We start from the raw sequence: 12,725 nt of genomic DNA on the forward strand, positions 1-12,725 counted from the left end.
GGCCACCCTTCGCGCCTTTATGGTGCTTAATTCCAGGACGGGTTTCGTCGCATTTTACGCATAAGCGGGGGATCGACTTCAATTTTTGTCCTAAAGTAATGCAATCGGACGATATATTTCTTCGGTTGCTTACAAATGGGGCGAAATAGACGCAGGGATTTGGATATTCATCTCCGCGTCAGCTTTAGTCGTTCTTCTTCATGTGGCGGTCCGTCCGCATGGTCACACGACCATGCAAGAGATCGGTGTCGGTGGACCGGCTCCATCGCGCCCCCGCAACGACAGGAGAGATCGAACCGATATGAAGCAACAGCAGGAGGTCGTTCCCGCGATTGACAGGATCGCGGTCATGGGTGGCGGAGCCTGGGGCACCGCGCTTGCCGTGACCGCCATACGCGCCGGTCGACAGGTGACACTCTGGGCACGCGAACCCGAAGTGGTCGAGGCGATCCGTACATCGCAGACCAACCCCGTCTTTCTTCCCGGCATCGAGCTGCCGCCCGGCATCATGGCGACGACCGATCTGGGCGACGCCGTGCGCGAGGCGGACGCCGTGCTGCTGGTGGTGCCGTCGCAGCATGTGCGCGAGGCCTGCCAGGCGTTGAAGCCGCATCTGTCGCCACGCCTGCCCATCGTCATCTGTGCCAAGGGCATCGAGCAGGACACCGGACTTCTGCTGCAGTCGGTCCTGGCGGACGAGCTTCCCGACCATCCCGTCGCCGTGCTGTCGGGCCCGACCTTCGCGCATGAAGTCGCGGCGGGCGAGCCGACGGCGGTGACCATCGCCTCCGACGACGTTCCCACGGCCGGCGAATCCTCGCTCGCCGCGCGGATGGCCGTCGCGCTCGGCACACAGACCTTCCGCCCCTATGTGGCCGACGACGTGACCGGGGTCGAGGTCGGCGGTGCGGTGAAGAACGTGCTCGCGCTCGCCAGCGGCATGGCCAGCGGCCTGTCCTTCGGCGCCAACACCCGCGCCGCGATCATCACGCGCGGCCTTGACGAGATCAAAAGGCTGTCCGAGGCGCTCGGCGGGCGTCGCGATACCGTGACCGGGCTGTCCGGCATCGGCGACCTGACGCTGACCTGCTCCAGCGAGCAGTCGCGCAACATGCGCTACGGCATGGGCCTCGCCATGGGGCGTTCGGCGGCGGATATCTTCGACGGCCGTCCGGTCGTCGTCGAAGGCGTTGAGAACGCGGTCTCGGTTACCGATCTCGCCCGCCGTCTCGGCGTCGAAATGCCGATCTGCGAGGCCGTGCGCGCCGTGGTCATTGACGGCATGCCGATCCAGGAAGCGGTCGCCACGCTTCTGGGCCGCCCCTTCAAGGCCGAGCCGCGCAGCATCGATCTGCTGCTCCCCGGTCCGTCCGACACGACAACCCTGATCATGGAGGACCGCAGCTGATGGTACTCGCCAACACCACCAAGCGGCTCGTCCTGGCCACGGATCTCGACGGTACCTTTCTCGGCGGCGACGACGCCCAGCGCGCCTCGCTCTATGACTGGATCGAGGCCCGGCGCGAGGATGTCGCGCTGGTGTTCGTCACCGGCCGCGACCTGCCCTTCGTGCGCGCCCTCACCGAGCAGGGCGTTCCGCGTCCCGATTTCGTCATCGGCGATGTCGGCACCACCATCGCCGGCGGTCCCGGCATCGAACCGATGCCCGAACTGGAACGCCCGATCGCCGAGGCGTGGGGCGACGCCAGCGAGCGCGTGCGCGATCTGCTGAAGGACGAACCGGGGCTTCGGCTCCAGGACACGCCGTTCCGCTACCGCATGAGCTATTACTACGAGCCCGAGGCGCTGCGTCCCAGCGCGCGCGCGAAGGTCGAGGCCGCGGGTTTCGACTGCATCACCTCGGCCGACATCTATTTCGACGTGCTGCCGCGCGGCATCTCCAAGGGGCCGACCCTGATCCGCCTGATGGAGCATTTCGGCGTCGCCCGCGACAAGGTCCTCGTCGCCGGCGACACGCTCAACGATCTTTCCCTTTTCCGGACGCCCTATGCGGGGGTGGCCGTGGGCAATTCGGAACCCGCGCTGGTGGCGCAGGTCTCGAACATGCCCAACGTCTATCTCAGCCCGCGGCCGGGAGCGGCGGGGATCGCCGACGCGATCGAGCGTCACGGATTCATGACCGAGGGTGCACTGTGAAGAAGTCAAACCTAGTCATCGTCTATCACCGCCAGCCCTATGAGGAAGTCGTCGAGGACGGCAAGATCGTCTACCGGGAGAATTCGAGCCCGAACGGCATCGTCCCCACGCTGAAGAGCTTCTTCGGTGAGGTCGAGCAGGCCTCCTGGGTGGCCTGGAAGCAGGTCGACCCGAAGGAACAGAAGACGTTTGAGCGCGTCGTGCGGATCAAGGATTCATACGGCGAGTACAATGTCTCGCGCCTGCCTCTCACCGCCCAGCAGGTGAAGAGCTTCTACCATGTCACCTCGAAGGAGGCGCTCTGGCCGATCCTTCATTCCTTCCCGGAAAAGTACAATTACGATCCGGTGGACTGGGAGACCTTCCGCGAGGTGAACTGGCTGTTCGCGGAAGCGGCGGTGCAGGAAGCGGCGGAAAACGCCGTGATCTGGGTGCACGATTACAATCTGTGGCTCGTGCCGCTCTACATCAAGCAGTTCCGGCCGGACGTGAAGGTGGCCTTCTTCCACCACACGCCCTTCCCCGAGCCGAGCATGTTCAACATCCTGCCCTGGCGCGCCGAGATCATCGAGAGCCTGCTTCACTGCGACATCGTCGGGTTCCACATCCCGCGCTACGCGATGAACTTCGTCGCCACCGCCCGCAGCCTGAAGAAGGTCGACATCCTCGAAGAGATCGACGTCGAGGACGGCCTGTCGCCCTACGGCATGGCTCTTTCCGTGCCCAAGGTCGCCACGCGCATCGGCTATGAAGGACGCGAGATCTCGGTCGACGCGTTCCCCGTCGGCACCAATGTCGCCTTCATCGACGAGCTGTGCAAACGCGAGAAGACGCACGAGCGCGAACGGGAGATCAAGGCAACCCTTGGGGATCGCAAATTCATCATCTCGGTGGGCCGTTCCGACTACACCAAGGGAACCCGCGACATGCTTCTCGCCTATGAGCGGCTGCTCGCCCGGCGCCCCGAGCTGGTGGAGAAGGTCCAGCTTCTGGTCACCTCCGTCGCCGCCAATGCCGGCATGGCGGTGTACCGGAACGTGCAGCGCGAGATCGAGCAGATCGCGGGCCGCATCAACGGCAAGCATGCGACCTTCTCCTGGCAGCCGCTGGTGCTGTTCACGCAGGCGGTGCCGTTCGATGAACTGGTTGCCTATTATCGCTGCGCGGACATCTGCTGGATCACGCCGCTGCGCGACGGGCTGAACCTTGTCGCCAAGGAGTACATCGCCGCGCGCGGGGACCTGAAGTCGGGCGCGCTGGTCCTCTCCGAATTCACCGGCGCCGCGATCGAGCTGCCCACCGCGATCATGGCCAACCCCTATTCCAACCGGAACATGGACGCCGCCATCGACCAGGCGATCGACATGGGCGCGGAGGAACAGGCGCAGCGGCTGGTCGAGATGCTGGCGAAGGTGCGCCGCTACGATTCAGTGCACTGGGCCCAGCACACGATCGAGCGCTTCAAGGAACTGCCGGACAATCCTCGCCAGGGTGCGAAGCTCGCCGCGCCCCATGGAGCCGCCGCCTAGGCGCGCGGCCGCCCGGAGCCTTTTCCCGGCAAGCACTGGAGCCTGTTCAGCGAACGGGCTCCAGTGGCGCGCCAAGTGCTTGAGAACCTTCCGGCAGCGGGAGCCACGCCCTCTCCCGCCTTCAGAACAGCCGCAGCCCCTTCAGGCTGGCGTGGCCGCTCTTGCCGACGATGATGTGGTCGTGCACCTCGATGCCGAGCGGCTTGGCGATGTCGACGATGGTGCGCGTCATCTGGATGTCGGCGTTTGACGGCGTCGGGTCCCCGCTCGGATGGTTGTGAACCAGAATGATCGCGCTGGCGGAAAGCTCAAGCGCGCGCTTCACCACCTCGCGCGGATAGACCGGGGTGTGGTCCACCGTCCCGCGCTGCTGCACCTCGTCCAGAATGAGCTGGTTGCGCTTGTCGAGAAACAGGATGCGGAACTGCTCCTGCTCGGCAAAGGCCATGGCGGCGCGGCAATGGTCGAGCACCGCGCTCCAGGACGACAGCACCGGGCGCGCGCGAACCTGCCCGGCGGTGACCCGCTCCACCGCCGCGCCGATGAGCTTCAGCTCGGTGGTGATGGCATCGCCCACGCCCTTCACCTCGCGCAGCCGGCTGGCCGGCGCGCCCACGACCTCGGCGAAGGAGCCGAAGCGATCGATCAGCGCCTTGGCCAGCGGCTTCACATCCGCCCTCGTCACGGCGCGGAACAGCACGAGTTCCAGCAGTTCATAATCGGGCAGCGCGTCCCCGCCGGCCTTGCGGAACCGCTCACGCAACCGCTCGCGATGGCCGATGAAATGGGCCGCCGGCTCGGCAAGGCCCTCGGGCATGGCGGCAAAAGGCACGTCCGCCACGGCGTCCGGGCCATCCGCCTGTCCCTTCCTGCGCGACATGCGGCTTCCCGCCTGTTCAGTGGCCCGAGCCGAAGACCGGCTTGTGGTAGCCTTTCGGCGACAGCGTGAAGATCTCGCAGCCGGTCTCGGTCACGCCGATCGCATGCTCGAACTGGGCCGAGAGCGAACGGTCGCGCGTGACCGCCGTCCAGCCATCGGACAGGACCTTCACATGGGGCCGCCCGAGATTGATCATCGGCTCCACGGTGAAGATCATGCCCGGCAGCAGTTCGGGGCCCTCGCCCCGCCGGCCGACATGGACGATGTTCGGCTCATCGTGGAACAGCTGGCCCACGCCATGTCCGCAGAAGTCGCGCACCACGCTCATGTGCAGCGGCTCGACGAAATCCTGGATCGCCGCGCCGATATCGCCCACATGCCCGCCGGGCTGAATGGCGGCGATGCCCAGCATCATCGATTCATAGGTGACGTCGACCAGCCGCTCGGCGCGGCGCGGGATCTCGCCCACCGCGAACATCCGGCTCGAATCGCCGTACCAGCCATCGACGATCAGCGTCACGTCGACATTGACGATGTCGCCCTCGCGCAGCGGCTTGTCGTTGGGGATGCCGTGGCAGACCACGTGGTTGATCGAGGTGCAGGTCGACTTGCGATAGCCGCGATACATCAGCGTCGCCGGCAGCGCGCCGCGATCCATGGCGAATTCGAACACCAGCCGGTCGATGTCCTCGGTCGAAATGCCCGGCTTCACCATCTCATGCACAAGGTCCAGCGCCTCGGCCGTGAGCTGGCCCGCACGCCGCATTCCGGCGAATCCTTCCGGTCCATGCAGTTTGATATGGCCGGTCTTGCGCAGCGGCGCGCTGGCCGCTTCCACGTAGCTCATTGTCTGAATTCCAGAAACCAAGGTTGGGCTGAATGTAAGCCATCCACCGCCGGGCGCAAGAAAGCCGGCCCGGCTCTCACATCAAAGCCTTCGCCATATGCACCAGACGGCGGTCTGGCATCTGTTCCACCCGCTCGATCGAATAGCCCTTGCGGCGATACCAGTGAATGTTCGCGGCAAGCGGCTCGCCGGTATAGAGCCGAAGCGTCAGGCGCCCGAGCGAGCGGGCCCGCGCCTCGCTGGCGGCGAGCAGGAGATTTCCCACCCCGCTGCCCTGCGCCATCGGCGCGACCGACAGGCTGGCGATGAGAAGGTCGTCGGGCCGCGGCTCCAGCACCAGCACCCCGGCCAGTTGCCGGTCCGCGCCGGCGCCCCGGTCCGCCTCCAGCACCCACACCTCCTGCTCGCGCAGCACCCGGGCATAGTCCCACAGCAACGGCACCGGTTCGACGCCGAGCAGGATCCGGTTGCGGGCATAGGCCGCGTGCTGCACCTCCAGTATGGCGTCGAGATCGTCCAGGCTCGCGCGGCGCAGCGTCCCGCCCGGCACTTCCAGCAGGTCGGCGTTCAGCACCCCAAGCGTCACGATCTGGCGCCCGTCGGCATCGAAATTGTCCGCCGCCAGCCATGTCTCCAGCGCCACGGCGCGCTGCGGCCACTCCTCCGCGAGGATGGAGAACCAGGCGGTGTCACGGTTCCGGCCCTTCACGATCATGTGGTGACGGAACACGCCCTCGAAGCGGAAGCCATAGCGCTCCGCCGCGCGGCGCGAGGGCGCGTTGAGTGCGTTGCACTTCCATTCATAGCGCCGATAGCCGAGCTCCTCGATGGCATGCCGCGCCATCAGGTACATCGCCTCGGTGCCGCCGGGCGTGCGCATCAGCGCGGGGGTGTAGAGAATGTTGCCGACCTCGATCACCCGGTTGGCGGTGTCGATGCGCATATAGGTCGCGTGGCCCAGCACCTGGCCATTCGCGACATCGGTAATCGCGAACAGCAGCGGATCCTCGCGCGCGGCGGCCGCGCGGTAATAGGCGTCGAACTTGGCGAACTCGTCGAAGGGACCCGCGCCGAGATAGGCCCAGAGCCCGTCCTTCTCGGGCCCGCTCGTCGCCTCGAACAGCGCCTTGCCATGCTTGTCCGGATCGAAGGGGACCAGCGTCACATGACGACCGGTCAGCGGCTGGCGGGTCGGCGCGCGGGCGGGCGTCACGTCGACCGGCGCGCCGAGAGGAAGCGTTCTGTCATCGCTCATGCAAGCACCATCCAGGGGATTGCCCGCGGCCCGCGCCGCAGCCTACGCACTTGAACCACTTCGCTGTCCGTGTGACAGGAATGAAAAAACTACAAGCAATTTGTGCGGGCAAAGCTCGCACAGGCCCGCGAGGACACGATGTCAGCAGCCACGTACTCCCTCATCCGCCCCGTCGCGGGCTTTGAGCGCATGGGTGAGGAGAACGCCTTCGCGGTTCTCGCCCGGGCGCACGCACTCGCCGCCGAGGGGCGCGACATCGTCAATCTCGGCATCGGCCAGCCGGATTTCTCCACGCCCGCGCACATTGTCGAAGCGGCGATCAAGGCGCTGCGCGACGGCCAGCACGGCTATACGCCCTCCACCGGCATCGAGCCGCTCCGGCTCGCGGTCGCGGCCGATGTGCACCGCCGTCTCGGGGCGGAGATCGACCCCGGCCGCGTCGCCATCGTTCCCGGCGGCAAGGTGACCATGTTCAGCGCCATCCTGATGATGGGCGAGCCGGGGGTTGAGATTCTCTATCCCGACCCCGGTTTCCCGATCTACCGGTCGATGATCGAGTTCACCGGCGCCCGCCCGGTGCCGGTGCCGATTCGCGAGGAGAACGGCTTCGCCTTCTCGGCGGAGGAGACTCTGGACCTGATCACCCAGAACACACGGCTGCTCATCCTCAACTCGCCGGCGAACCCGACCGGCGGCGTCACCCCCAAGGCCGAGATCGACAAGCTGGTGGCGGGGCTGGCGGAACACCCGCGCGTCGCCATTCTCTCCGACGAGATCTATGACCAGTTCCTGTTCGACGGCGAGGAACACACCACCCTGCTCAGCTATCCCGACATCCGCGACCGCCTGATCCTGCTCAATGGCTGGTCCAAGACCTATGCCATGACCGGCTGGCGGCTGGGTTGGGCACTGTGGCCGGAGGCGCTGTTCGAATCCGCCCGCAAGCTGGCGGTCAACGCCTGGTCCTGCGTCAATGCTCCCGCCCAGTTCGGTGCGCTCGCCGCCCTCACCGGCCCGCAGGACTGCGTCGCGCAGATGGTCGCTGAGTTCGACCGCCGCCGGCATCTGGTGGTGGAAGGGCTGAACGCCCTGCCGGGCGTTTCCTGCGCCACCCCCAAGGGCGCGTTCTACGCGTTCCCGAACGTGACCGGCACGGGATGGACATCCGCCAAGAAGCTCGCCTCGGCGCTGCTTGAGCAGGCGGGTGTCGCCACCATTGGCGGGCCCGATTTTGGCGTCAATGGCGAGGGCTATATTCGCCTGTCCTATGCCAATTCGGCCGAGAACATCACCCGCGCGCTGGAACGGATGCGCCAGTTCCTCGTCGATGTGCGCCCGGACTGACGCCCGGGGATCGGCAATGGCGGCGCGCGCTCACTCCCTTTCGCGGTCCGGCGCGGTGCGGGTGCTCGGCGCCCTCACGGTCGCCGCTCTCCTGCCGGCCGCAATCCCGCCGGCCCAGGCGCGCATCGTCGCGAGCTGCGATTCGCAGGCGATGCCGGCGCGCGCCTATCTCGATTGCCTGAACCGGGAACAGGCGCAGAGCGAGCGCGACCTCGCCGGCGCGCTCGCCGGGGCGGAGGCGTCGATCAAGGCGCTCGGCGACCTCCAGCCCGCGCAGCGCCGGCGCTGGATCGACCTTCTCACCGAAGCACAGGGCCGTTTCGTGAACTGGCGCAACTTCGAGTGCCAGAGCATCGCGCCCTATGAGGGCCGCGACGGCACGCACAGCGTCGGCGGAAGGCTCGGGGGCAGCGGTGTGATCGGGCAGCGGCTGATCTGCCTGATCTCGCACAATCAGAGCCGCGCGGCCGACCTCGCCCTTCGCTACTCCCCGCCCGCCGGGTGGACACCCCCGCCCGAGGAAGCCCAGACGCCCGCCCTCCAGCCGGGCGTCGCCGACCGTTCCTCCACGCCCGGCCCATCGGTGCGCATCATCGATCTGTCGCCCTGAGGGCGAATATGGGCAGGCGGGTTGCCCGCGGCGGCGAATAAGACGAGTCTGGCGCGCCACACAATCAGCCCGCGCCCCGGCGACCCGCCGGCGTCCCGCAGCAGGAAAGGCATCTGATGTCCAAGGTCATCTCGATCGGCGAAGTCATGGTCGAGCTGTCGCGCGGAACGGACGGGCGTTACGGCCTGTCTTTCGGCGGAGACACCTTCAACACCGCCGTCTATCTGGCGCGCGCCGGCGTGAAGACCGCGTACGCGACCGCGCTCGGCGACGACCGCTACTCCGATGCCATCCGCGCCACCGCCGAGGCGGAAGGCATCGACACGGGCCACATGCTGCGCGTTCCCGGCCGCACCACGGGGCTCTACCTCATAGACGCCGAACCGAGCGGCGAGCGCAGCTTCACCTATTGGCGCGACACCTCGCCCGCCCGCGAGCTGTTCGAGCTGCCCAACTGGGAATCGGTGGCCGAGCGCATCATCGAGAGCAGCGTCATCTACCTCTCCGGCATCACCCTGGCACTGTATTCCAACACCGGGCTCGGCCGCCTGCTGGCGACGCTGGAATTCGCGCGCGAGCGCGGCGCGCGCATCGTGTTCGACGGCAATTTCCGCCCGGCCGGCTGGGGCGACATGGCGCGGGCCCGCGCGGTCTATGCCCAGGCCCTGAAGCGCACCTCGATCGCGCTGCCCACCTTCGAGGATGAAATGCGGCTGTGGGGCGATGCCTCGCCGGCCGCGACGGCCGATCGGCTCGCCACCTTTGGTGTGCCCGAGGTGGTGGTCAAGAACGGCGCCGAAGGCGCACTGGTCATGTCCAACGGCGCCTCACAGTTCGTGCCGATCCCGCGCCCGGTGGATCCGGTCGACACCACCGCCGCCGGCGACAGTTTCAACGCCGCCTATCTCGCCGCCCGGCTCGACGGGCAGGCGCCCGGTCCCGCGGCCGAGGCCGGCCACGTTCTGGCCGGTCAGGTCATCCGCCATCGCGGCGCGATCCTGCCGCGCCAGGCCAATGCATGACGCCGCGGGCGCCGGCTTAGCGCCCTCGGCCAGACGCGAACGCTTTTGAGAATGACTTGCAAGTTATTGTGACAACTTGATTTTTTGAGGCTGGGGGGATATCGGTCGCCCCCCGTGGCGCCCAGCGCCGGTGGTTACAACGGCGGCGCAGATGACACAGTCCCTTCGGATCGCGATGGGTAGCGTAGGCGTCAGCATCCTCGTGCTGGCGCTCAAGTATCTTGCCTATCTGCTTACCGGAAGCATCGCGCTCTATTCGGACGCGCTGGAAAGCCTGGTCAACGTGGCCACCGCGGTCTCCGCCGTGGTCGCGTTGCGCGTGAGCGCCAAGCCGGCGGACGCCGCCCACCCCTATGGCTATGCGAAGGCTGAGTATTTTTCCGCCGTCGTGGTCGGCGTGCTGATCGTCGTCGCCGCCCTGACGATCTTCCGCGAGGTCTATACCGGCTGGTTCGAGAAAACGACGCTCAATGCCGCGCCCGCAGGCCTTGCGGTCAACGCCGCGGCCGGCGTGATCAACCTGGTGTGGTGGGCCGTGCTGATGCGCGAGGGTCGCCGCGCCCGCTCACCGGCCCTCATCGCCGACGGGCGGCACCTTCTGACCGACGTGCTGTCCTCCGCCGGCGTGCTGGTCGGCGTCTTCCTGGCCGTCGCCACCGGCTGGGAGAAACTGGACCTCATCCTCGCCGCACTGGTCGCGGTGAACATTCTCTGGTCCGGCTGGTCGGTGCTGCGCGAGAGCGTCGGCGGGCTTATGGACCATGCCGTGCCGGAGGAGACGCTGGGATTGATCCGCCGACGTATCGCCGCCGAGGCCACGGGCGCGATCGAGGCCCATGACCTGCGGACCCGGCAGGCGGGGCGGATGATCTTTGTCGATTTCCACCTTGTCGTGCCCGGCGAGATGCCGGTGTGCGAGGCTCACGCCATCTGCGACCGCATCGAGGACGCGCTGGAGGCCGAGGTGAGCGACATCCTCGTCAACATCCATGTCGAACCGGAAGCCAAGGCCAAGCAGCAGGGCATTCCGGTTCTGTAGCCGCCAGCCACCCGGACGGCCCGTGCAACCGGGCCCTCCGGGCGTCCTCGCGCGGGGTTTGCCCGTGCCTGTCCCGACGTGACGCTCAGCGCCCGGAGCGGAGCGCGGCGAGCAGTTGCGGCGTGGGGTAGGAATCGGCCGGCAGTCCAAGACGCATCTGCTCGACCTTCACCGCCTGCCGTGTCGCCGAGCCGACGATCCCATCGACGCCGCCCACATGGTGACCGCGCCGGTTGAGCAGGGTCTGCAGTTCCTTCACCTGCGCCATCGACAGGTTGGGGATCGCCTTGCCGTCGCCGCGGTCGAAAGGCCCGGCTCCCGCCACGCGGGTCGCGAGATAGGCCGCCGACGTCGCGTAGACCAGCGAGTTGTTCCATTCGGTGAAGACGTCGAAGTTCGGATAGGCGAGAAAGGCCGGGCCGGTGCGGCCCATGGGCAGCAACAGCGAGGCGGTCAGCTGGTCCGCCGGCAGCTGCCCGCCCCCGGCCCGCACCACACCCATGCGTGCCCATTGCGCACGCGGGATCTTGATCGACAGGTCCGCCTGGTCCCATGGCAGATTGGCAGGCACCCGCACCTCTTCCAGCCAGGGCTGCCCCGCTTTCCAACCCATCGAGCGGATATAGTTCGCCGCCGAGGCCAGCGCGTCGGGATGCGAGCGCAGGAGGTCCACGCGCCCGTCGCCGTCGAAATCGACGCCGAAGTTCAGGTAATGATCGGGCAGGAACTGGAACGAGCCCAGCTCGCCCGCCCAGGGTCCGCGCATGGACTGCGGCGTCAGGTCGCCGCGATCGACGATCTTGAGCGCCGACATCAGCTGGGTACGGAACATCTCGGCCCGCCGGCAGTCCCAGGCCAGCGTCGCCACCGAGCGCAGGCTGGGCTTGTCACCCATATTGGCCCCGAAATCGGTCTCCAGCCCCCAGAACGCCACGAGCACCGCACCGGGAACACCGAACTGCTGCTCGATACGGTTGAACAGCGCCTGGTTCTGCTGAATCAGCTTCCGGCCCTGCTGGATCCGGTAATTGGCGACCATGCGGTCGGAAAACTCGAAGAAGCTCTGCGCGAACACGCCCTGCCGGCGGTCCAGCGCGATGACGTTGGGATCGTAGGAAATCCCGTTCAGCGCCGCCGCCACGGTGCGCGAGGAGATGCCCTGGCTGATCGCGTACTGCTTGAACTGCGCCATCCACGCGTCGAAGCCCGCGCCATTGCTGCCGCACTGCTGAAGCGTGGGCTGCTGGGCCGCGGCTGAAACGGGAATGGCGAGCGGCGCGCACAGCAGGGCGGCGGCAAAGGCGCTGCGAAGCCTGTCTGTCAGTCGGCCCATGAAGGTTCCCCCGGTGGTTTCGTGTTCGATTGGGCAGCGAATCATGAATCTACAGGAAATACGGCACTCTCGCGGTGACGGACGCATCACGTCCCGCCTTGCGCCGCGCGATCGGGCTTGCGACACAGGAACGAGCCTACCCGAACCGCCGCCCCGCGTGGCCCGCGACACGCCATCTCCAGGAATTTCCCATGAACCAGACCGAGCTGCGCCCCGTTCCGGCCGTTCTCGCCGTGGTGCTGCGGGAGGACCAGGTAATGCTGGTGCGCCGGGCCAACCCGCCGGACCAGGGGCTGTGGGGCTTTCCGGGCGGGCGCATGGAAGTGGGCGAGACCCATTTCGACGCCGCGCTGCGCGAGCTGATGGAGGAAACCGGCATTGTCGCCGATGCGCCCCGGCTGCTGACCGTGCTCGATTTCATCCAGCACGACGCGGCCGGCAGGCTGGCCCATCATTTCGCGATGATCGCGGTGCTGTGCCGCTGGCAGGCGGGCGAGGGCGAGGCGGCGGACGATGCGCTGGAAACCCGCTGGTTCGACCGTGTCGAAATCGCCGCGCTGGGCGCCGAGGCCAGCCTGAAGGTCGAATGGCTCAGCGACGCCGCCTTCGCCTTCCAGACCGGCGACGTCTGAGCGCGTCTGACAGGCGCCCACCGGCCAGCCGCGCCCGCCGGTCTCCACCCCGCCATCCGGCCCGAACGCCCACGAAA

The 12,725-nt window shown here is 67.2% G+C and carries 12 protein-coding genes; 8 read left to right on the top strand and 4 right to left on the bottom strand.

Annotated features, from left to right (window positions below; translation table 11 throughout):
• Positions 1–301 precede the first annotated feature (301 nt).
• Genes G3A50_RS05960 through ggpS form a run of 3 tightly spaced genes read left to right on the top strand, consistent with a single transcriptional unit; the run spans position 302 to position 3,686 of the window.
• Positions 302–1,408: an NAD(P)H-dependent glycerol-3-phosphate dehydrogenase gene (locus tag G3A50_RS05960; protein WP_163074400.1), complete on the top strand. Its 1,107-nt coding sequence runs from the start codon at positions 302–304 to the stop codon at positions 1,406–1,408.
• Complete coding sequence (locus G3A50_RS05965) at positions 1,408–2,157, top strand: HAD family hydrolase (RefSeq protein WP_163074401.1); 750 nt, start codon at positions 1,408–1,410, stop codon at positions 2,155–2,157. The genes G3A50_RS05960 and G3A50_RS05965 overlap by 1 nt, the downstream gene beginning before the upstream one ends.
• Entirely contained in the window at positions 2,154–3,686 is a 1,533-nt protein-coding gene (gene ggpS, locus G3A50_RS05970; RefSeq protein ID WP_163074402.1) for a glucosylglycerol-phosphate synthase, read from the top strand. The genes G3A50_RS05965 and ggpS overlap by 4 nt, the downstream gene beginning before the upstream one ends.
• A gap of 121 nt (positions 3,687–3,807) precedes the next feature.
• Here ggpS and radC read toward each other — a convergent pair whose 3' ends face one another.
• From radC to G3A50_RS05985, 3 genes are all read right to left on the bottom strand, one after another.
• Positions 3,808–4,503, bottom strand: coding sequence for a RadC family protein (radC, locus tag G3A50_RS05975; RefSeq protein ID WP_163077347.1), 696 nt, complete (start codon positions 4,501–4,503; stop codon positions 3,808–3,810).
• A gap of 79 nt (positions 4,504–4,582) precedes the next feature.
• Positions 4,583–5,413 carry a type I methionyl aminopeptidase gene (map, locus tag G3A50_RS05980; RefSeq protein WP_163074403.1) on the bottom strand — a complete coding sequence of 277 codons (831 nt, stop codon included), beginning with the start codon at positions 5,411–5,413 and terminating at the stop codon, positions 4,583–4,585.
• A gap of 76 nt (positions 5,414–5,489) precedes the next feature.
• The gene (locus G3A50_RS05985) at positions 5,490–6,668 is read right to left on the bottom strand and encodes a GNAT family N-acetyltransferase (RefSeq protein WP_163074404.1); all 1,179 of its coding nucleotides are present in this window, start codon (positions 6,666–6,668) and stop codon (positions 5,490–5,492) included.
• A 138-nt stretch (positions 6,669–6,806) separates the two neighbouring features.
• Between G3A50_RS05985 and G3A50_RS05990 the strand changes: the two genes are divergently transcribed.
• From G3A50_RS05990 to G3A50_RS06005, 4 genes are all read left to right on the top strand, one after another.
• Complete coding sequence (locus G3A50_RS05990; RefSeq protein WP_163074405.1) at positions 6,807–8,012, top strand: pyridoxal phosphate-dependent aminotransferase; 1,206 nt, start codon at positions 6,807–6,809, stop codon at positions 8,010–8,012.
• Between the two features lie 16 nt (positions 8,013–8,028).
• Entirely contained in the window at positions 8,029–8,622 is a 594-nt protein-coding gene (locus G3A50_RS05995; protein ID WP_163074406.1) for a lysozyme inhibitor LprI family protein, read from the top strand.
• Positions 8,623–8,738: 116 nt separating this feature from the next.
• Complete coding sequence (locus G3A50_RS06000) at positions 8,739–9,644, top strand: sugar kinase (RefSeq protein WP_163074407.1); 906 nt, start codon at positions 8,739–8,741, stop codon at positions 9,642–9,644.
• Positions 9,645–9,795: 151 nt separating this feature from the next.
• Positions 9,796–10,683, top strand: coding sequence for a cation diffusion facilitator family transporter (locus tag G3A50_RS06005; protein WP_163074408.1), 888 nt, complete (start codon positions 9,796–9,798; stop codon positions 10,681–10,683).
• An 85-nt stretch (positions 10,684–10,768) separates the two neighbouring features.
• Here the strand turns inward: G3A50_RS06005 and G3A50_RS06010 are convergent, their stop codons facing one another.
• A complete protein-coding gene (locus G3A50_RS06010) occupies positions 10,769–12,016 on the bottom strand; it encodes a lytic murein transglycosylase (RefSeq protein ID WP_163074409.1) in 1,248 nt (415 codons plus the stop codon).
• Between the two features lie 191 nt (positions 12,017–12,207).
• On the opposite strand from G3A50_RS06010, the gene G3A50_RS06015 reads away from it, so the two are divergent.
• A complete protein-coding gene (locus tag G3A50_RS06015) occupies positions 12,208–12,648 on the top strand; it encodes an NUDIX hydrolase (protein WP_163074410.1) in 441 nt (146 codons plus the stop codon).
• Positions 12,649–12,725: the final 77 nt, after the last annotated feature.

It is taken from the genome of Ancylobacter pratisalsi (genome assembly GCF_010669125.1).
GTDB classification, from domain to species: Bacteria; Pseudomonadota; Alphaproteobacteria; order Rhizobiales; family Xanthobacteraceae; genus Ancylobacter; species Ancylobacter pratisalsi.

Bases quoted from the DNA above. Each gene is read 5' to 3' on its own strand.
- G3A50_RS05960 (WP_163074400.1), top strand. From the start codon at position 302: ATGAAGCAACAGCAGGAGGTCGTTCCCGCGATTGACAGGATCGCGGTC.
- G3A50_RS06000 (WP_163074407.1), top strand. From the start codon at position 8,739: ATGTCCAAGGTCATCTCGATCGGCGAAGTCATGGTCGAGCTGTCGCGC.
- G3A50_RS06005 (WP_163074408.1), top strand. From the start codon at position 9,796: ATGACACAGTCCCTTCGGATCGCGATGGGTAGCGTAGGCGTCAGCATC.
- G3A50_RS05985 (WP_163074404.1), bottom strand. From the start codon at position 6,668: ATGAGCGATGACAGAACGCTTCCTCTCGGCGCGCCGGTCGACGTGACG.
- G3A50_RS05995 (WP_163074406.1), top strand. From the start codon at position 8,029: ATGGCGGCGCGCGCTCACTCCCTTTCGCGGTCCGGCGCGGTGCGGGTG.
- G3A50_RS05990 (WP_163074405.1), top strand. From the start codon at position 6,807: ATGTCAGCAGCCACGTACTCCCTCATCCGCCCCGTCGCGGGCTTTGAG.
- G3A50_RS06015 (WP_163074410.1), top strand. From the start codon at position 12,208: ATGAACCAGACCGAGCTGCGCCCCGTTCCGGCCGTTCTCGCCGTGGTG.
- radC (WP_163077347.1), bottom strand. From the start codon at position 4,503: ATGCCCGAGGGCCTTGCCGAGCCGGCGGCCCATTTCATCGGCCATCGC.
- map (WP_163074403.1), bottom strand. From the start codon at position 5,413: ATGAGCTACGTGGAAGCGGCCAGCGCGCCGCTGCGCAAGACCGGCCAT.
- G3A50_RS05965 (WP_163074401.1), top strand. From the start codon at position 1,408: ATGGTACTCGCCAACACCACCAAGCGGCTCGTCCTGGCCACGGATCTC.
- G3A50_RS06010 (WP_163074409.1), bottom strand. From the start codon at position 12,016: ATGGGCCGACTGACAGACAGGCTTCGCAGCGCCTTTGCCGCCGCCCTG.